Annotated in this window: 10 protein-coding genes and 3 pseudogenes; 2 read left to right on the forward strand and 11 right to left on the reverse strand. The window is 62.0% G+C overall.

Going from position 1 to position 19,486, the window contains the following annotated elements; all coding sequences use genetic code 11:
* Positions 1-10: 10 nt before the first annotated feature.
* The 8 genes and pseudogenes from E4Q08_RS05625 to E4Q08_RS05660 form a co-directional block, all read right to left on the reverse strand.
* A pseudogene (locus E4Q08_RS05625) lies at positions 11-1,133 on the reverse strand (deoxyguanosinetriphosphate triphosphohydrolase).
* Positions 1,126-2,208 carry a 3-dehydroquinate synthase gene (aroB, locus tag E4Q08_RS05630; RefSeq protein WP_169069657.1) on the reverse strand — a complete coding sequence of 361 codons (1,083 nt, stop codon included), beginning with the start codon at positions 2,206-2,208 and terminating at the stop codon, positions 1,126-1,128. Before aroB ends, E4Q08_RS05625 begins: the two are co-directional and overlap by 8 nt.
* Complete coding sequence (locus E4Q08_RS05635) at positions 2,196-2,726, reverse strand: shikimate kinase (protein ID WP_034916050.1); 531 nt, start codon at positions 2,724-2,726, stop codon at positions 2,196-2,198. Before E4Q08_RS05635 ends, aroB begins: the two co-directional genes overlap by 13 nt.
* 75 nt (positions 2,727-2,801) lie before the next feature.
* Positions 2,802-4,898 (reverse strand): type IV pilus secretin PilQ, encoded by a 2,097-nt coding sequence (locus tag E4Q08_RS05640; protein ID WP_169069658.1) that lies wholly within the window; start codon positions 4,896-4,898, stop codon positions 2,802-2,804.
* Positions 4,899-5,285, reverse strand: a complete 387-nt coding sequence (locus E4Q08_RS05645; RefSeq protein ID WP_308240071.1) for a pilus assembly protein PilP — start codon at positions 5,283-5,285, stop codon at positions 4,899-4,901.
* A 126-nt stretch (positions 5,286-5,411) separates the two neighbouring features.
* Positions 5,412-6,077 carry a type IV pilus inner membrane component PilO gene (locus E4Q08_RS05650; protein WP_169069659.1) on the reverse strand — a complete coding sequence of 222 codons (666 nt, stop codon included), beginning with the start codon at positions 6,075-6,077 and terminating at the stop codon, positions 5,412-5,414.
* Positions 6,074-6,640, reverse strand: coding sequence for a PilN domain-containing protein (locus tag E4Q08_RS05655; RefSeq protein ID WP_034911904.1), 567 nt, complete (start codon positions 6,638-6,640; stop codon positions 6,074-6,076). Before E4Q08_RS05655 ends, E4Q08_RS05650 begins: the two co-directional genes overlap by 4 nt.
* A pseudogene (locus E4Q08_RS05660) lies at positions 6,637-7,711 on the reverse strand (pilus assembly protein PilM). Before E4Q08_RS05660 ends, E4Q08_RS05655 begins: the two are co-directional and overlap by 4 nt.
* Positions 7,712-8,110: 399 nt before the next feature.
* Here E4Q08_RS05660 and E4Q08_RS05665 point away from each other — a divergent pair.
* Positions 8,111-9,205 (forward strand): efflux RND transporter periplasmic adaptor subunit, encoded by a 1,095-nt coding sequence (locus tag E4Q08_RS05665; RefSeq protein WP_169069660.1) that lies wholly within the window; start codon positions 8,111-8,113, stop codon positions 9,203-9,205.
* A pseudogene (locus tag E4Q08_RS05670) lies at positions 9,202-12,313 on the forward strand (efflux RND transporter permease subunit). The gene E4Q08_RS05665 and the pseudogene E4Q08_RS05670 overlap by 4 nt, the downstream one beginning before the upstream one ends.
* On the opposite strand, the gene E4Q08_RS05675 reads toward E4Q08_RS05670, so the two are convergent.
* From E4Q08_RS05675 to E4Q08_RS05685, 3 genes are read right to left on the reverse strand one after another with little or no spacing between them, the layout of a single operon-like run.
* Positions 12,259-15,870, reverse strand: coding sequence for a PAS domain S-box protein (locus tag E4Q08_RS05675; RefSeq protein ID WP_169069661.1), 3,612 nt, complete (start codon positions 15,868-15,870; stop codon positions 12,259-12,261). The pseudogene E4Q08_RS05670 and the gene E4Q08_RS05675 overlap by 55 nt on opposite strands.
* Positions 15,858-16,775: a PAS domain-containing protein gene (locus E4Q08_RS05680; RefSeq protein WP_169069662.1), complete on the reverse strand. Its 918-nt coding sequence runs from the start codon at positions 16,773-16,775 to the stop codon at positions 15,858-15,860. Before E4Q08_RS05680 ends, E4Q08_RS05675 begins: the two co-directional genes overlap by 13 nt.
* Positions 16,775-19,414, reverse strand: a complete 2,640-nt coding sequence (locus tag E4Q08_RS05685) for an EAL domain-containing protein (RefSeq protein WP_169069663.1) — start codon at positions 19,412-19,414, stop codon at positions 16,775-16,777. Before E4Q08_RS05685 ends, E4Q08_RS05680 begins: the two co-directional genes overlap by 1 nt.
* Between the last annotated feature and the right edge of the window lie 72 nt (positions 19,415-19,486).

Below are 19,486 nucleotides of genomic sequence, written 5' to 3' on the forward strand. Positions count from 1 at the left end.
GGAAGTCGCGTCAGCTCTCGCCAATTGCAAACAGCCTTCGATGTTCCTTGATGGCATAGCGGTCGGTCATTCCGGCGATATAGTCGGCCACCCTGCGGGCCTGGTCACCGTCAGCAAGCACCTGATATTGCGGGGGCAGCAAGCGCGGATCGCTGGTGAAAGCGGCAAACAGATCGCTGATGATACGTTTCGCCCTGCTGGCCATCCGCAGGACCTGATAGTGCTGATAGAGCTGGGTTCGCAGGAAGCGCTTCAGGTGACGCTGCGCTGCGTGTAAATCGTCGGAGAACGCCACCAGTGGCGGCGCCAGGTGCACCTCGGCAAGATCCCGAGGTCTCTGCCGTGCAATGTGTTTTTCGGTGGTCTCGATCAGGTCGCAAACCAGGACATTGATCATGCGCCGGATGGTTTCGTGGATCAGCCGGCGCCCGCCCACTCCGGGATACTCTTTCCGGACATCGGCAACGTGCCGGGAAAACAGGCTGACCTCCTGAAGTTGTTCGAGCGTGATCAGCCCGGCGCGCAATCCGTCGTCCACGTCATGATTGTTATACGCGATTTCATCGGCCAGGTTGCAGATCTGCGCTTCGAGTGACGGCTGTGTGCGCCGGAAAAAAACGCTCACCGAGCTTGCCAAGCTGGCGAGCGTTGTCCAGGGAACAATGCTTGACGATGCCTTCGCGGGTCTCGAAACAGAGGTTGAGGCCATCAAAAGCAGCGTAGCGCTCTTCCAGCAGGTCAACCGTCCGCAGACTCTGCAGATTGTGTTCGAAACCGCCATGCTCACGCATGCAATCGTTGAGCGCGTCCTGACCGGCGTGGCCAAAAGGCGTATGGCCAAGGTCGTGAGCGAGCGAAATGGCTTCGGCAAGATCCTCGTTGAGCTGTAGCGAACGCGCAATTCCGCGCGCAATCTGCGCAACTTCGAGGCTGTGCGTCAAGCGGGTACGAAAGAGATCGCCTTCGTGATTGACGAAAACCTGGGTCTTGTATTCGAGGCGCCGGAAGGCGGTGGAATGGATGATCCGGTCGCGGTCACGCTGGAACTCGCTGCGATGGGCGGGCTCGCTGTCGGAATACCGGCGACCGCGTGAATTGAACGTGGTGACCGCGTACGGGGCAAGCTCAGGCATGCGCGGAGCGTGCGCCGATGGCTCTGCGGATTTCGGCTGGCGGTGCTGCGTCGCTGAGTACCGCCTTCCCGAGCTGCTGCAGGAGAACGAGGCGGAGCTTGCCATCCTGCACCTTCTTGTCGTGCTGCATCAGTTCCAGATAGCGCTCGACCTTCAAGGCCGGCCCGTACACCGGCAAGCCCGCACGCCGAAAAAGCTGCTCGACACGCAGAAGTTCATCCCGATCGATCCAGCCGAGCTGCGAAGACAGTTCGGCCGCCATCATCGAGCCCACCGCAATGGCCTCACCGTGCAGCCATTCGCCATAGCCGACGCCGGTTTCGATCGCATGCCCGAAGGTATGGCCGAGGTTGAGCAGGGCTCGCTCGCCCGTTTCCCGTTCGTCAGCGACCACCACTTCGGCCTTGTTCCGGCATGAACGGCAAATCGCTTCAGCCAGCACCGTCGGTTCTCGGGACAGGAGGGACTCCAGGTTGGCCTCAAGCCATTCGAGAAAGGGCAAGTCCCGGATCAAACCGTATTTGATGACTTCTGCCAGGCCAGCCCGCAGTTCACGGTCCGGCAGCGTATTCAGGGTATCGGTATCGGCCAGCACGAGCTGTGGTTGATGGAAAGCCCCGATCATGTTCTTGCCGAGGGGGTGATTGATCGCGGTCTTGCCACCCACAGACGAATCGACCTGAGCAAGCAGAGTCGTCGGCACCTGGATGAAGGGCATGCCGCGCTGAAAACAGGCCGCCGCGAAACCCGTGATGTCGCCAACGACCCCTCCACCGAGGGCGATCAAGGTCGTTGACCGTTCACAGCGTCGCTCCAGCAAGCCGTCGAAAATCGAATTGAGGGTTCGCCAGTCCTTGAACCGTTCGCCATCGGGCAGCACCATCTCGACGACTTCAACCCCGGCCCGGCGTAGAGGATCTGCCAGGCGCTGCAGGTACAGGGGTGCCACGGTCGTATTGCTGACGATCGCCGCTTTCGGCTGCCGCAGCACCAGTAACTCGGCGCTCTCGATGAGCCCTCGCCCCACATGAATCGGGTAGGAACGATCCCCGAGTGCAACCGTCAGCGTTTCCATGACTCTCCCACCTTCTTGATCAGCAAATTCAGAACGGACTGCACCGTGATTCGGCTGCCACTGACGATCAGGTCGGCGACTTCGCGGTACAGCGGATCGCGCTGTGCATGCAGTTCCCGGAGCTTCTGGCGGGGGTCACTCACCTGTAACAGCGGCCGCTTCTTGTCGTGCCGCGTCCGTTCGTGGAGCGTTGGCAGCGGCACATCGAGATAGATCACCAGACCACTCGTTTGCAGGTTCTGCCGATTCTCGGGCCGCAACACGGCACCGCCTCCCGTCGCCACGACACGACCTTTCAAAGCGGCCAGTTCGGCGATGACCTGTGCCTCGCGTTTGCGAAAGCCGTCCTCCCCTTCAATTTCGAAGATCGTCGGCAGACCGACACCGGTACGCGCTTCCACTTCGTGGTCGGTATCCACGAAATGATAGGCCAGGCGCCTGGCCAGAGCCTTGCCGATGGTCGTTTTTCCTGCCCCCATCAGGCCTACCAGGTAGACGTTGCATTGGTCGTTGTTCACGAGCCTATTCTATCGCATGCGCAGACACGGCAACGGCGCAGCACCAGCTGGCCGCTGCAGTAAGCCAGGCAGCGATCAGCGCAGCGACAGGTTCTCGGCAACGATCCTCGGCGTGATGAAGACCAGCAGTTCGGTCTTGTCGTCAATCCATTCCCGATTCTTGAACAGCCATCCAACATAGGGGAGGTCGCCGAGAAATGGGATGCGCTGGGTATTGGTGCGCTTTTCCTGCGTGTAGATGCCACCAATCACCACCGTGCCACCGTTATCGACCAGCACTTCGGTCTTGACGTGCTTGGTATCGATAGCCACCCCGGCTCCTGTCGACAAGCGGGTGTTCGGGGTGTCCTTGTTGACATCCAGGGTCATGGTGATCTTGCCATCCGGAGTGATCTGTGGCTTCACCTTCAATGAGAGATTCGCTTTTCTAAACGATACGCTGGTGGCACCGGAACTCGTCGCCTGCTGATAGGGAATCTCTACGCCCTGCTCGATGATCGCCTCCACCTGGTTCGCTGTCATGACACGTGGGCTCGAGATCACCTTGCCACGGCCATCTGCTTCCAGAGCCGATATTTCCAGGTTGAGATACTGCGTCAGTGTGTTGTCGAACAAACTCAGGTTGAGCAGTCCTGGTGTCCCTGTTCTTGGCGTAGCCGGCAGATTCACGAGACCGTATGTCGCACTTCTGGGGTCCGAGTTGACGATGTACCCTTTGTCTTTCAACGGCTCCACAGTCGTGGTCACCTGGCCGGTGACCGAATCTACCACAGAGGTCTTGTTTGTGGCGCCAAAGGACAGACGAATGCCCAGATTCTTGGCAAACGAATCACCAGCTTCCACGATTCGCGCTTCGATCATCACCTGCCGGGCAGGAGTGTCCACCTTGGCGATCATTGCCCGCACATCATCGAGGCGGCTCGGCGTGTCCTTGACGAACATCATGTTCGAGCGTTCATCGAGAAGCGCGCTGCCGCGCTTCGAGAGCAAGGTCTGTTTGGGGTCAACCAGCAGCTTCTGCACTGCTTCAGCCTTGATGTAGTTCATCTGGAAACTCTCGGTCTGCAAGGGCTCGAGGTCGCCGATCTGCGCTCGCGACTCGAAATCGAGCTTCTCCTTGGTCGCGATTTCCTCGCGTGGCGCAATCAGAATGACATTCCCATTCTTGCGCATGTCCAGACCCTTCTGCTGCATGATGATGTCCAGCGCCTGATCCCAGGGCACGTCCTTCAGGATCAGGGTGATCGAGCCGCCAACGGAATCGCTGACGACCATGTTCATGCCGGTGAACTCGCCGATCACCTGCAGCAGACGGCGTACATCGACATTCTGGAAATTCAGCGACAGCTTCTCGCCCTGATAACCGCCACGCGACCCTTGCACCAGCTTGTTCGGATTCTCGATGACCGGTTTGACTTCAATGACGAACTGATTGTCACTCTGATACGCATTGTGTTCCCACAGGCCACGCGGAGTGATGGTCATGCGCGTATTGGCGCCCTGCTGAACGGTATTCACGGTCAACACCGGGGTCGCGAAATCGGTCACGTCCAGACGTTTGCGCAGCACCTCCGGGACCGTCACCTTGGCAAAATCGACCACCAGTGTCGACCCTTGCTGCTTGATGTCGATTCCCGCATTGACGTCGGTGAGGTCCACCGTGATCCGTCCCTCGCCATCCTTGCCGCGCCGGAAGGCGATGTCGCGAATGCTGTTGGAAGTGGCAGAGGGGTATGCCTGCGCGAAATGCTCCACCGGCGCCGTGCCCGCAGGAGTCGCGCTCGGCACCAAGGCAAGCAGCAGGCTGTTGCCATCCAGTGTTGCCTCGTAGGTCATTGCTTTCTGCAGGTTGAGGACGAGGCGCGTGCGGTCCTCCGCCTGGACGATGTTGGCACTCTTCAGATCGCCCTCGTTATACGCCTGACTCGACTTGCCGAGGCCATTGGTCGTGTTCGGAAAATCAAAGGCCATGCGCGCCGGTCTGGCGATACTGAAGGCTGCCGGCAGTGCTCGCAAGGGTTCCTTGAAGGTGAGCTTGACGTTCAACACCGCGCCTTGCTGGACGACATTCATCGACTCAATCGAATTCGGCTGATCCTGTGCATTCGCCATTCCGAGAGCCAGCAGCGCACCGGCAAGCAAGCCGAGCAGGTATGGTTTGATGTGCTTCATTTACTTTGCTCCCTTCTCCTGCAACAGCAAGGTGCTCGTCCTCTCCACCCAGTCACCCGCGGAGTCCTGGATGAGTTCTCGTAGAGTGACATCCGACTCGGAAACGTTGACCACCACGCCGAAATTCTGCCCCATGTAATTTCCGATCTTGATTTGGTACAACGTACCGTCAACCTGGATAATGGCATACGACACCTTGTTTCTGGTCATCACGCCGACGTATTTCAGCGATTCCAGGGGATAAAGCTCCAATGGTTCCTTCGGTCGATCGAGGTCAGGCCGGAAGCCTCCGCCACCTTTCCTCTCCTCGGGACCCACCTTGGCCGGCTTGAAAGGGTCAAGCAGACCGCCCACATCATAAGGCACAGCCTCGTAGGGCTCGACCACCGGCAAGGGGGGGGATCTTGGCCTTGGTATCCTGAGCCGCGGTTTTCATCCACTCACGCAAATCCTCGTGATCGCCAGCGGTACAGGCGACCAGAAAGATCGTGCCAAGCAGGGCAGCGAGTCTCCTCATTTCTTTCCAGCCTTCGCAGCTTGGGCAGCCTTCCTCTTCGCAGCCAACTCTTCTTCGTCGAGATAGCGGAAGGTCTTGGTAATGGCATCCATTACCAGGGTTCCATCCTTGTTCTGGGTAATGGCGATATTGTTCAAGGTGACGATCCTGGACAGCTTGCCGATATCCCCGGCGAAAGCACCCAAGTCATGATAAGAGCCGGTCAGGCGCACGTTGATTGGCAGTTCCGCATAAAAGTCCTTGACTTGCTCTGATCCGGGCTTGAACAACTCGAACTGCAGGCCTCTTCCCATACCCGCCTGGTTGATTTCGACCAGCAGAGCTTCGACTTCAGACTTGTTGGGCAACTGTTTCAGGAGTGCACCGAAGGAACGGTCAATCTCGTTCAGGCGCTGCACGTACAGGTCGAGGTTTACTGCCAGCTTCTTCTTGGCAATGAACTCATCCCTGAGCTTCAATTCGGTTTGCTGCTTGCTCTCCAGGGATACCAACTGTTCGTCCCAGAAGAACCACCAACCGCCCAAAACGATCACCAAAAACAAGCCTGACAAAAGGGTCAGACGCGGTACCAGTGGCCAGGTCCCCACGTCCCTGGGATTCAGATCCTGGAAATCCCTGAAGATTGCCCTGTAATCGATGCTCTGAAGAGCCCTCGTTTTCACTTCTGCCCTCCTGCCACGGCGGCTGTCCTCTTGAGCGAGGCATTCATGGTGAATTCATTGAGGCGCCGCTTGTCTACCAGCACCGCCTTGATTTCCAGCAACTGCGGTTTTTCAAGCCACGGCGATGCTTCGATATTGCGCATCAGCGTCGATACCCGGGCACTGGACTGGGCATAACCGCCGAGACTGATCCTTTGCCCTTCCTGCTTCAGCGAGCGCAGGTATACCCCCTCCGGCATCTGTTTGACCAGTTCGCTCAGCAAACGCACCGCCTCTGCCCGATCGCGCTGTAACGATTCGATGATCCGTTTGCGTTCCATCAAGGCATCGCTCTGCTCCTTGAGCCGCTTGATCTGATCGATCTCCTTGTCGAGGACGGCGATCTCCTTCTTGAGAAAATCATTCCTGGCGTCCTGCGCCGAAAGGTAACCGGCAATCACCGAGTAGACCAGAACCACAATCAGCCCCGCAAGCAGCGTCACCAGGCCCAGCAAGGCGTAAAACTGTTGCCGCCGCGCCCTGCGTTTCTCTTCCCGATGCGGCAGAAGATTGATCCGTATCATGCGTCGAATCTCCGCAGCGCAAGACCACAGGCAACCATCAACGACGAAGCATCGGCCAGCAGACTCTTGCCGCGAACCCGCTCGGCGAGCAGCATGTTGGCAAACGGGTTGGCAATGATCGTGTTGATCTGTGTCCGGGAAGCAACCACTTCGTCGACGCCCGGGATCACTGCACAACCACCTGCGAGGACAATGTGGTTGACCTCGTTGAATTGCGTCGAAGTGAAGAAGAACTGCAGTGCGCGCGACAGTTCCAGAGCCAGCGACTCAAGAAATGGCCGCAATAGTTCGGTTTCGTATTTCTCCGGCAGATTATTACGGCGTTTCTCGGCCTCCGCCTCCTCGAAACTCATCCCAAAAAAGGCGCGCGATATCCTGTGTCAGTTGATTGCCGCCGAATGCCTGTTCGCGAGCATAGAGTTGCTGACCGTTGCGCAGAACGGTCAGGTTCATCACATTGGCGCCAATGTCCACCAAGGCAACGATCTTCCCCTTGCCGCCTTCGGGAAGCTGCGCTTCGATCAGTTCAAAAGCAGCAAGCATGGCGTAGGACTCCACATCCAGTACCTTCGGCTTGAGGCCGGCCGATTCGGCAACGGCAACACGATCTTCCACCTTTTCCTTGCGCGACGCAGCAATCAGAACCTCGATCTCGTCAGGAGAAGACGGCGCTGGCCCGACCACCTGAAAATCCAGGTTGACTTCATCGAGCGGGAATGGGATGTACTGGTTGGCCTCGGACTCTACCAGCAATTCGAGTTCCTCCTCGCGCTGCCCTGCCAGGACGATGATTTTCTTGGTAATGACATGTGACGCCGGGAGGGCAATGGCCACCTGCCGCGTCGAGGTCGCAAGTTTCTTCCAGGCTCGCCGGACGGATTCCGCAGCAGCTTCCAGGTTGACGATGTTGCCATCCGAAACGACATCCCTTGGCAAGACTTCAATCGCGTAACGCTCGACACGGTAGCCGCCCTTGCCATCACTGGCCAGCTCCACCATTTTGACCGAAGACGAACTGATATCCAGACCGACCAGCGAGCGCGCCTTGGGATTAAAAAATCGAAAAATCAAGCTGCAAATTGCCACCCCTCGCCTAAAAAACCCTTCAATAATTTGCAGTTAGCGTACCTATGGAGACTCTCCTTTTGATGCTAACAACAAGGTTACGGCATGTAAAGAAATTTCTGGAGGCTTTCAGCGCCACCCTGGTGGTGCTTTGCGTGAACCCCACAAACCCTCACCCGGCCTGTTTATCTGATTGTTTTTACAATCAATCGGCTCTGCGAATGGGAGCGCCACCGACACTGCCAGCGTTCTCCGGCAGGCCACTGGCGGACAATCCTCGCCAATTGACTCCACTGGCCGCAACAGATACATTACTGGCCCGATCATTGCTCCCAGGCTGCTGTGTTGCATGTTTTGCGCGGTGCAGACCCTTGACCCCGGTGCGCACCTGACTGGAGGCACGGTATGCGGCTGAACACTGCCTTTCCCCGAAACATTCTGCTGCTCGCGCTGTTCGCCCTGCCCACCGCCTGCGGCAAGCAGCCGGCAGTGCCCGAACCCGCCCGGCCGGTGTTGACACAGGTTCTTGGCAAAAGCGCGGGGGACGAGGTTCTCGCCTACTCGGGAGAGGTTCGCTCACGTTACGAAATCCCGCTCGCCTTCCGCATTCCCGGCAAGATCACTGCCCGCCTGGTCGATGCCGGCAGCATGGTCAAGGCCGGTGAGGTACTGGCCAGGCTCGATCCGGCGGACAGCACGCTGTCGGCAGCGGCGGCTTCGGCGCAACTGGACCTTGCTGCTGCCGATCTCGATCGTTTCAGGAATCTGCATGCCAGGAACTTCGTCAGCCAGGCGGCCCTCGATGCCAAGGAGACCAGCTTCAAGGCCGCGCAGGTACAGGCTGAACTGGCCCGCAACCAGACCGCCTATACGATTCTCAAAGCCGAACAGGCGGGGGTCATCGGACTCGTCACGGCTGAAGTCGGCCAGGTCGTCGCGGCTGGGCAGACCGTGATGCGACTGGCGCGTGCCGACACCCTGGAAGTCGCCATCTCGATCCCCGAGGCACGCATGCCGGAGTTGCGCGCGCTTCGGTCCGCTGCGGTGAGCCTGTGGGCCGACCACGAGGCCAGCTATCCGGGAACGCTGCGCGAAGTGTCGGCGGTTGCCGACCCGGTCACCCGCACTTACGCGGCACGCGTGTCTATCCACCATCCGGATGCCCGGGTTCTACTCGGGATGACCGCCAAGGTGCATTTCCATCGCCCACAAGAGAGGGCTCGCCTGACGGTGCCGCTGACGGCCATTTTTCAGCACGCTGGCCACCCAGCGCTATGGGTGGTCAGCGCGGACCAGACCGTCGCCTTGCGACCGGTAGTGCTTGCCAGCTATCGGGAAGACACCGCCGTACTCGACAGCGGCGTGCAGACCGGCGAAAGAATCGTCGTCGCCGGCGTCCATAAGCTGAGCAGCGGCGAGCACGTCCAGGTCATCGAACAGGCGCCCCGGTTTGACGAAACCCTGCCGGAAAAGGATCGGCAAGGCACCTCCGGGCGATGACTTCTCCCAATCTGTCCGAATGGGCGCTTCGCCACCGCTCGCTGGTTGCCTATCTGATCGTCGTGCTGATGCTCGGTGGTGTGCTTGCGTATTTCAAGCTCGGCCGCGCCGAGGATCCGGACTTCACCTTCAAGGCGATGGTGGTGCGTACACTGTGGCCGGGCGCTACTGCGAACGAAGTGCAACTGCAGGTCACCGAACGGATCGAAAAGCGCCTGCAGGAAGTCCCCTGGGTCGACGTACTGCGCTCGCAGACGCGCTCCGGCGAGTCCTTGATCACCGTTCTGCTCAAGGACTACACCCCGAAGAAGGAGGTTCCGGAAACCTGGTACCAGGTCCGCAAGAAGATCGGTGACATGCGGCATACGCTACCGCAAGGCGTTCTCGGCCCCTTCATCAACGACGAATTCGGCGATACCTTCATCAGCATCTACGCTCTGACCGGCGATGGCTTCGACCTTGCCACGCTGCGTCGTGAAGCCGACCGCATCGCCCGCGAATTGCGGCAGGTACCCGACGTCAAGAAAATCGAGTTGATCGGCGTCCAGGAAGAAAAAAATCTACATCGAGGTTTCGCACGCCAAGCTGGCGACGCTCGGTCTCAATCCGTTGGCGATCTTCGACGCACTACAGAAGCAGAACACGATGACTCCCGCCGGGTTCTACGAAACGCCGTCCGACCGGGTGCGCATTCGCGTCTCGGGCGATTTCAAGTCGCAGGAGAGCATTCGCGAGATCGGCATCCAGGCCGACGGGCGCCTGTTCCGCCTCGGCGACATCGCGACGGTTGAACGTGGTTTTGCCGATCCCCCGACACCACGCATGCGCGTTCAGGGGCAGGAAGCGGTCGGCATCGCCATCGCCATGAACAAGGGGGGCGACGTGATCCAGCTCGGCGACCGTTTGCGTGCCGAAACCGAGCGCCTGCAGAAGCAGTTGCCGCTGGGAATCGACATGCACGTCGTCGCCGACCAACCGCAGATCGTCCGCCAGTCGATGAACCTCTTCATGTCCTCGCTGGCCGAAGCCGTCCTGATCGTCCTGGCGGTTTCCTTCCTCAGCCTCGGCCTGCGCACCGGCGCCGTCGTCGCCCTGTCGATCCCGCTGGTGCTGGCGGTCACCTTCCTGTTGATGGCCATATTCGGGATCGACCTGCAGCGGATTTCGCTCGGCGCGCTGGTCATCTCGCTTGGCCTGCTGGTCGACGACGCGATCATTGCCGTCGAAATGATGGTCGTGAAAATGGAACAGGGCTGGGATCGCTTCCGCGCGGCCACCTTCGCCTATACCTCGACCGCTTTTCCGATGCTCACCGGCACCCTGATTACCGCCGTCGGCTTCATGCCGGTTGGTCTCGCCAGGTCCGGTGCCGGTGAATACACCTTTTCGATCTTCGCGGTGGTGAGCATCGCGCTGCTGGTTTCCTGGGTTGTGGCGGTGCTGTTCACCCCCTACCTGGGCTACCTGCTGCTGGACGCCGAAAAACTGCACCACCAGGCGCAACAACACGAGGAAGAGACGTACCAGACGCCGTTCTATCGTCGTGTGCGCGCGACCATCGAATGGTCTTTGCGGCATCGCTGGCTGGTGATCGCCGCCACGCTGATCGCTTTCGCGGCAGCACTGGCAGGACTGGGACTGGGTGTGCAGAAACAGTTCTTTCCAGCATCGAGTCGTCCCGAGTTGCTGGTCGACCTGTGGCTGCCGAACGGCGCTTCCCTGAAAGCAACCGAAACGGCGAGCCGGAAGGTCGAAGCGATCCTTGCCGAGCCGGAGATGAAGCGCTCGATCAAGTACTTCGCGAGTTATCTCGGAAATGGCAGCCCGCGCTTCTACCTGCCACTCGACCAGCAACTGTTCAACGACAATTTCGCGCAATTGGTCATCACCACCCACGACCTCGCGGCGCGCGAGGATCTCAAGCGACGCCTCGAAGAACGCTTTGCCGATGCCGGCGGCGAATGGAGCAGCCTGCGCACGCGCGTGCTGCGCCTCGAAAACGGTCCGCCGGTGGGTTTTCCGGTCGTCTTTCGGGTTTCCGGCGAAGACCTCGGTGAGTTGCAGCAGCTCGCCGCGGCAGTGGCCAGCGTGATGCGCGCCAATCCACACCTCAAGGAAGTGAACTTCGACTGGAACGAGATGGGCAAGATGATCCGTATCGACATCGATCAGGATCGCGCACGCGCACTCGGCGTCAGTTCGCAGGAACTCTCGGCTTTCCTCAATTCGATGTTGACCGGCGTCACCGTGACGCAGATGCGTGCAGGCGACCAGTTGGTCGACGTGGTCGCGCGCGCCGCTGGCGACGAACGCTCCCGCATCTCGGCGCTGGCCGACATCAACATCCATACCAGCAGCGGTCGTTACGTGCCGCTGGCGCAACTGGCTAAGATCAGCTTTGCTCTCGAAGATACCGTGATCGCGCGCCGCAACCGTCTGCCGACGGTCAGCGTACGTGCCGACCTCCTCGACGGCATGCAGGCGCCCGCCGTCACCGCCCAGATCGATCCCCTGCTCGACGCGCTGCGCGCCCAGTTGCCGCCCGGTTTTCGTATCGAGGCCGGAGGGGCCAGCGAGGAGTCGGCCAAGGGCGAGAATTCGATCAAGGCGGTGATGCCGTTGATGCTGGTTGGTGTCATCACCTTGCTGATGATCCAGTTGCAGAATGTCGGCCGCATGTTGCTGGTACTGCTCACGGCACCGCTCGGGCTGATCGGCGTCGCGCTGGCGCTGCTGATCTTCCAGGTACCTTTCGGCTTCGTCGCCAACCTCGGCGTCATCGCGCTTTCAGGGATGATCATGCGCAACTCGGTGATTCTCGTCGACCAGATCGAACAGGACGAAAAAGCCGGCAAGCCGGCCTGGGAAGCAATCATCGGCTCGGCGGTGCGGCGCTTCCGACCGATCATGCTGACTGCCGCAGCAGCCATCCTGGCGATGATTCCGCTGACCCGCAGCGTCTTCTGGGGACCGATGGCAGTCGCCATCATGGGCGGGCTGATCGTCGCCACGCTGCTGACCCTATGGTTCCTGCCGGCGCTCTATGCCGCCTGCTACCGGGTCAGGCCGGTCGATGCAAGAACCGCAGGCGCGGCCGCCAAGGTTTGAGCTTGCGGATACGCACGCCGGGCACGCTGCAGGACATCAAGTGCATCTGGATAGCGAAACTGACGCAGATGCCCTTCGATCTCGCCAGCAAAATGGCCAAGGGCAGTGTGCAACAGTGCCGCGTTCTCATCGACCAACTGATTGGCGCGCAGATTGTCGCTGGCGAGAAGCGCTTCGAGCTCGGCCAGGACACTGCGCACACCGTCCCAATCCGGCGCAAGGATCACCGTGCCGGCGCCGGCGGCGTCCGGCGCAGCGTCTAGCGCCTTGCGGATGGCCGCGCACACCGCCGTGTAACGCTCGGCAAGCGTCATCACCAGCCCTTCGAGATCGTCTGCTGCGGCATCGCCGGCGCGCAGCGCTGCTTCCAGGGCGATGCACGCCTGCTGGACGCCGGCGACGCGCAGATTGGCCGAAACCCCCTTGATCGCGTGCGCGCGGCGCTGCACCTCGTCGTGCTCACCGCTCCGCAGTTGTTGCGGCATCGACACAATCGTTTCGCCGTAACTGTCCACGTAGAGGCGCAACAAACGGCAATAGCTGGCAACATTGCCGTTCAGCAGTTGCACCCCGGCGACAGCGTCGAGGCCGGCGATGCTCGTCAGGCGCGCCAGCGTCTCTGACTTTTCTGGCCGCGTTGCCAGCCGCTCCCCAGACGGAGCCGGCGTGCTGGCCGTGCGGCGGCCAGGCTGGGCGGGAGTCAGCCAGCGCAGCAGCGTCGCAAACAGTTGTTCGGGTTCCACCGGCTTGGCCACAAAGTCGTTCATCCCGGCTGCCACGCAGGCACGCCGATCGTCCTCGAAGATATTGGCGGTCATTGCCACGATCGGCAGCGCGGCCCGGCCCGGCAGCGCGCGGATCGCGCGGCTGGCCTCCAGACCGTCCATCATGGGCATCTGCACATCCATCAGGATCAGCGCGTAGTCCCTTGCCGTTGCCATGCGCAGCGCCGCACGGCCATCGGCAACACTGTCGACGGCGAGCCCGACGCCGTGCAGCAGTTCGAGCGCCACCTCGCGGTTGATCGCGTTATCCTCGGCAAGCAACAGGCGCGCACCGGCATGACACCGGCGCAAGGTGTCTTCGGCGTCCACCGCAGGCTCGACCAGGGGCGCCGCCATGACCCCGCGACCACGCTGCAGGCAGGCGGTGAACCAGAAGCGACTGCCCTGGCCGGGCACACTGTCGGCGCCGGCATCGCCACCCATCAGACGTGCCAAACGGCGCGTGATCGCCAGGCCGAGGCCGGTGCCACCGTACTTGCGCGTCGTCGAAGTATCCGCCTGTTCGAAGGCTTCGAAGATCTGCGGCAGTTTTTCGGCGGCGATGCCGATGCCGGTATCCTCGACCTCGAAAAGTAGCTGCAGGGTGTCGCCCGCCTCTTCGAGCAGGCGCGTGCGCAGGATGACGCGGCCGCATTCCGTGAACTTGACCGCATTGCTGGCGTAATTGAGCAGCGCCTGGCGCAAGCGGGTCGCGTCGCCGCGCAGCCACAGCGGCTCCTGAGGCTCGACAATCTCGACCGTCAGGCCCTTGGTGCGCGCTGGCTCGGCGATCAGCGAAAGGACGCTGTCCAGGATTGCCGCGAGAGGAAAATCGTCCTGCTCCAGAGCCAGCTTGCCGGCCTCGATTTTCGACAGGTCGAGGATATCGTTGATGATCGCCAAAAGATGCCGGGTAGCGGCATTGATTTTGTCCAGGCGCTCGCTCTGTTGCGGCGTCGGCGCGCTGCTCTGCAGGAGATGCGTCAGGCCGATGATGGCGTTCATCGGCGTACGGATCTCGTGACTCATGTTGGCCAGAAAGTCGCTCTTCGCGCGGTTGGCGGCTTCGGCGCGCGCGCTCGCCTCGGCCAACTGCACCGTTCGCTCCTGCACCATCTCCTCCAGGTGATGTCGGTAGCGGTCGAGTTCGGCGCCGATCCGCTTCTTCTCGGTGATGTCTTCCTTGACCGCAACATAGTGGGTAATGCGCCCGTTGGCTTGGCGGATCGGCGTGACGATCGCAAATTCGACGTACTCGACGCCATCCTTGCGGCGGTTGTGCAACTCGCCCCGCCACACCTGGCCTGCGCTCAGCGCTGCCCACAGCGCCCTATACGTGCGCGACGGCGTCTTGCCCGACTGCAGGATGCGCGGGTTCTCACCGATCAACTCGACACGCAAATAGCCGCTGCTGCGGACGGCGGCCTCATTCACGTATTCGATGCGCGCGTCGATGTCGGTGATGATGATGCTCTCCGGGCTTTGCTCGACCGCCAGCGAGAGCTTGCGCAGTTCGGCCTCGGCCTGCACGCGCTGGGTAATATCGTGGGCGAGCACCACATGCGCACGCCGGCCACCAAAATCCAGCGCGTGCGAGGTGATCTCGACCAACAGCTCGCTGCCATCTCGGCGTCGATGCCGCCAGACGCCGGCATCGACGTTGACCTCGACCTGCGCGACACGGGTCAGCAGGCGGGGAATCTCCTCCGCTGGCCGGATGTCCTTGATGGTCATGGCCAGGAATTCCTCGCGGCGATAGCCGTAGCGGCGGATCGCGGCAGCGTTGACGTCGAGGAAGGCCAGTGTCTCGCGGTCATAAACCCACATCGGCTGCGGATTCGCCACAAATATCTCGCGGTAGCGCCTTTCGCTCTCCTGTAGCGCCAGCATCGCCTGTCGAGCGGTGCTGATGTCGGTCCACGCGCCGACCATCTCGACCGCCTGGCCGGCAGCGTCGCGGATCAGACGCAGTTCGTCGCGGATCCAGAGGTAGTGACCCTGCTTGTGTGCGAAACGATATTCGTGCACCGTGATGCCGCCACAGGACGCAGAGAAGCGCAGCGCCGCTGCACGATCGTCGGGATGCAGGCCGGCTTCCCACCAGCCATCCTGCAGCGCTTCGGCAACCGTGTAGCCGCTGATTCGTTCGACATTGGCGCTGACCTGCTGCGCACGTGGCACGCCGTCGATGAAACGCAGAGCGTAGAGAATGGTCGGGCTGGCTTCGAGCAGGTGCTCGAGCTGCTGTGCAGTGGCGCGCAACGTCGCTTCGGCGGCATTCCTTGCGGCCCGGTCGCGCAGCGCCCGGATGCCGTAAGCGAGGTCGTCGGCCAGTTCGACGAGCAACTGGGTCTCGTCGGCGTCGAAGGCCTCCGCCTCGCCAGCGTAGAGATTGAGCGCGCCAAGGCAGGCCGCGTCGCCAGCGAGCAGCGGCAGTGCGATCGAAGCCGCATGGCCCTGCCGGTGCGCCGCCTCGCGCCACGGTTTGAAGGCGGGATCGCTTTGCAGGTTCTGGGCCAGCACTGGTCGCCGCTCGCGAATCGCCGTGCCGGTCGGGCCGCGCCCACGCTCGACGTCATCACTGCGGATGCGGACGGTCTCCAGGTAGCCGTCTTCGTAACCGGCTTGCGCGACCGGACGAACGCTAAAGGGCTCATCGCTGCCATCGGTATAAGCGACCCAGGCCAGGCGGTAGCAGCCGAAGTCGACGAGCAGTCGACAGATGTCGGAGAGCAGGGTCGCCTCGTCGCTGGCACGGACCAACGCCTGATTGCATTCGCTCAAGGTGCGCAAGGCGCGATGCTTCGCCGCAGCGCCTCGTCCGCTTTTCTGCGCTCGCTGATGTCACGGACGAAGCTCTGGTGGTAGAGCTTGCCTTCGACCGAGAAAGCGCGGGAACTGACTTCGACCGGAAAGCAGGTTCCGTCGCGGCGTCGGTGCACGGTTTCGAAGAGGACCCCGTCGGGCCTGGCCGAAGCCTGCCACTGCTCCCCGAGGGTGCTGCGGGTTTCCTCGCCGCGCAGGTCACGGATATGCATGCCGCGCAACTCGTCGGCGCTGCAGCCGTAGGCGGCAACAGCCGCCGCGTTGGCTTCGACGATCTGACCATTCTCGTCGAGCAGGAGAATGATGTCGCGCGCCTCGCCGATCATCGTCTGGTAGTGGCTGGCGAGTGCCAGGTGCTCTGCGCGCTGCTGGTCGACGAGTTGTTGTCTGCGCAGCGCCTCAGCCTGTGCCTGCCGAAGCGACTCGGCGAGGCGCAGGCGCTGCTGTTGATGGAGCATGATGCCCAGGAAGACAACCGCGAACAGTGCGGCGGCGATGCTCAGCGTGATCCAGAAGAGATCGGCCGGTCGGGTCTCTTGCCGCTCGGCCACCTGGCGCATCGCCGCGGCGCCGACGATCAGGATCAGAAGCGCCAGTGCCGCCACCGACAGCAGCAGCCGTCGACTGCCGCCGCCGGCCGGGGTCGCTGCTGCGCCTTCCGGCAGGCGCCGCAGTAGGGCGTACAGCAGCATCGAAGTCAGCCCGACGAAAGCCAGGCCCTTGAGCATGCCGAGCATCACCAGCGTCTCCGGCTGTACCCCCAGATGCCCGATCAAGGTGTCGGAAAAAAGGATCCAGAGGGTGGCGACGAAGGCATAGATGAGCACCACGCGCAACATTGCCGCGCGGCCATCCGACCGCATGGGTGTCATCACGGTACTGCCTGGATGCCGTCGGGCACAAATTGCTGGGCAACGCCATGGGTGGCCGCACGGCGGGATTCATGGTAGCGAAATCCGGCGCGCACCGCCTCGACCAGTTTGACATCGTCCCAGGGCTTGATGATGAACTGGTACAGCTCGCCGCTATTGACCGCGCGCGTCACCGCCTGCAGGTCGGTGTAGCCGGAGAGCATCATGCGCACGGTATTGGGGTAGAGGACGCGCACCTTGCCGAGCAGCTCGCTACCATCCATCACCGGCATGCACGCATCCGAGATGATGACCTGGACCGTATGCGTGGCGAGCAGGTCGAGAGCCTCGGTGCCGCTGCCGGCAGTCAGCACGCGATAGCCTTCGCGTCGGAACAGGCGCTGCAGCGACGAGAGGGTGTCGGCTTCGTCGTCGACCAGTAGCAGGGTGCGCGTCGGTACTGCCGGGTCGGCCGGCAACTCGAGCGCGCGGCCGCTGCCCAGCAAGGCTGCGAACTCGGCGGCCGGCAACGGCCGGCTGAACAGATGGCCCTGCATTTCGTCGCAGCCGCGAGCACGCAGGAAAGCCAGCTGCGCTTCGCTTTCGACGCCCTCGGCGATGACCGACATGCGCAGATTGTGTGCCAGCGAAATCACCGCCTGGGCGATCACCGCGTTGTCGGGGTCGCGGTTGATGTCGTGGATAAAGGACTGGTCGATTTTCAGGTGGTTCATCGCGAAACGGCGAAGGTAACTCAGCGAGGAAAAGCCGGTGCCGAAGTCATCGATCGACAGCAACACCGACAGCGCCTTGAATTGCTGCGTCGTGCGGATGAACGCCTCGGCGTCCTTCATCACCGCGCTCTCGGTCAGTTCGAGTTCCAGGCAGGCAGGGTTCAGGCCGCTTTCCTGGAGCACTGCGGTAACCAAGGCGAGCATGTCCTGACCCTCGAACTGTCGCGCCGAGAGATTGACGGCGACACGGATACGCGCCAGACCAGCGTCCTGCCAGGCCTGGTTCTGCGCGCAGGCCTGCCGCAGCACCCATTCGCCGAGCGGCATGATCAAACCGGTATCCTCGGCCAGCGGGATGAACGCTGCGGGCGGCACCAGGCCGCGCGTCGGGTGCCGCCAACGCACCAGGGCCTCGGCGCCAACGATGCGACCGGTGCGCAGACTGAGCTGCGGCTGGTAATGCAACAGCAGCTCGCCGTTGCCGATGGCGCGACGCAGTTCGCCTTCCAGCTCCAGGCGTTCGAGAGCCCGCGAATCCATATCGGTGGAGTAGAGGTGGCTGCGGCCGCCGCCTTCGGCGCGCGCCTTGTGCATCGCCGAAACGGCGTGGCGAAGCAGTTCCTCAGCGTGGCCACCGTCCTTTGGAAAAAAGGCAATGCCGATGCTCACCCCGAGCGTCAGCTCACGCCCGTCGACCAGCATCGGTCGCGTCATCGCCGCGATGATGGCCTGCGCGAGGTCACTGGCGAGTTCGGCACGCCCCATGTCGGCGACCAGCACGAACTCGTCGCCTTCGAGTCGGGCGAGGGTATCAGCCGGTTGCACGTGCGCCACGAGGCGCTCCGCCAGTTCGGCAATGACGCGGTCACCGGCCTCGCGGCCGAGTGTTTCGTTGACATTCTGGAAGCGGTCGGGCTCGATCGCCAGTACCGCCAGCGCGCCGTCCGGCGCGTGCCGCGGCTGCGCGATGGCATGCGCCAGACGGTCGTTGAGCAGGTTGCGATTGGGAAGGCCGGTCAGGTCGTCAAAGTTGGACTGGCGTTCGAGCTGCGCCAGATAGCGCTTGCGCTCGCTGATGTCGCGCAGGCTGACGACGGCGCCGAGCAGGCGGTCGGCCTCGAAAATCGGCACGCTCGAATACGCGACCGGCAGCGCGCTGCCGTCCTTGCACCAGAAAGTCTCCTCCTGGTCACGCAGGGTCAGCCCGCCGGCCAGCGAAGTCACCAGAGGGCACTCGGCTTCCGGATAGGGACTGCCGTCGGCGCGCGCGTGATGAAAGATGGCGTGCGCCGGGTAAGCGATCAGTTCGTCGCGGCGATAGCCGAGCATCTCGGCAGCGGCAGGGTTCACGAAATTGATGACACCGTCGGCATCGGTACCGTAGATGCCCTCGTCGGCGGTGCTCAGGATCAGCTCGCGCAGATGGTTGAGGCGCGCCTGCGCCTCGCGGCTGGCGTCCTCGAGGCGGCGGTTATCGGCGACGCGGCGGCTGACTTCGGCTTCCAGCCAGGCGTTGTGGTCACGCAGGAGGTCACGCGCGCGCTTGACATCGAGCTGATTACGGACGCGCGCAAGAACGACCGCTGGCTGAATCGGCTTGACGAGGTAATCCACCGCTCCGATCGACAGACCGTACTCCTCGTCACCCGGATCACCGCGCGCAGTCAGGAATAGCACCGGAATGTCGCGCGTCACCGGGTTCTCGCGCAGTGCATGCAGCACGGCGTAGCCGTCCATCTCCGGCATCATGATGTCGAGCAGGATCAGGTCCGGCGTCGGCTGCCGCGCCGCGACCGCAAGCGCGCGCTCGCCCGAGGGCGCGACCAGAACTTCGTAACGGCTTTCCAGCAATCCCCCGAGTACGGCGAGATTTTCCGGCTGATCGTCGACGATCAGCAGAGTGGCGCGTGCGACTGCCGCTGACATGATGGGGCTGCTCCAGTTCGTAGGGACTGGCTAGGCGAGTGCTTTTCGATCACTGATGATTACCATTCGACG

It is taken from the genome of Candidatus Accumulibacter contiguus (assembly GCF_012940005.1).
GTDB lineage: Bacteria > Pseudomonadota > Gammaproteobacteria > Burkholderiales > Rhodocyclaceae > Accumulibacter > Accumulibacter contiguus.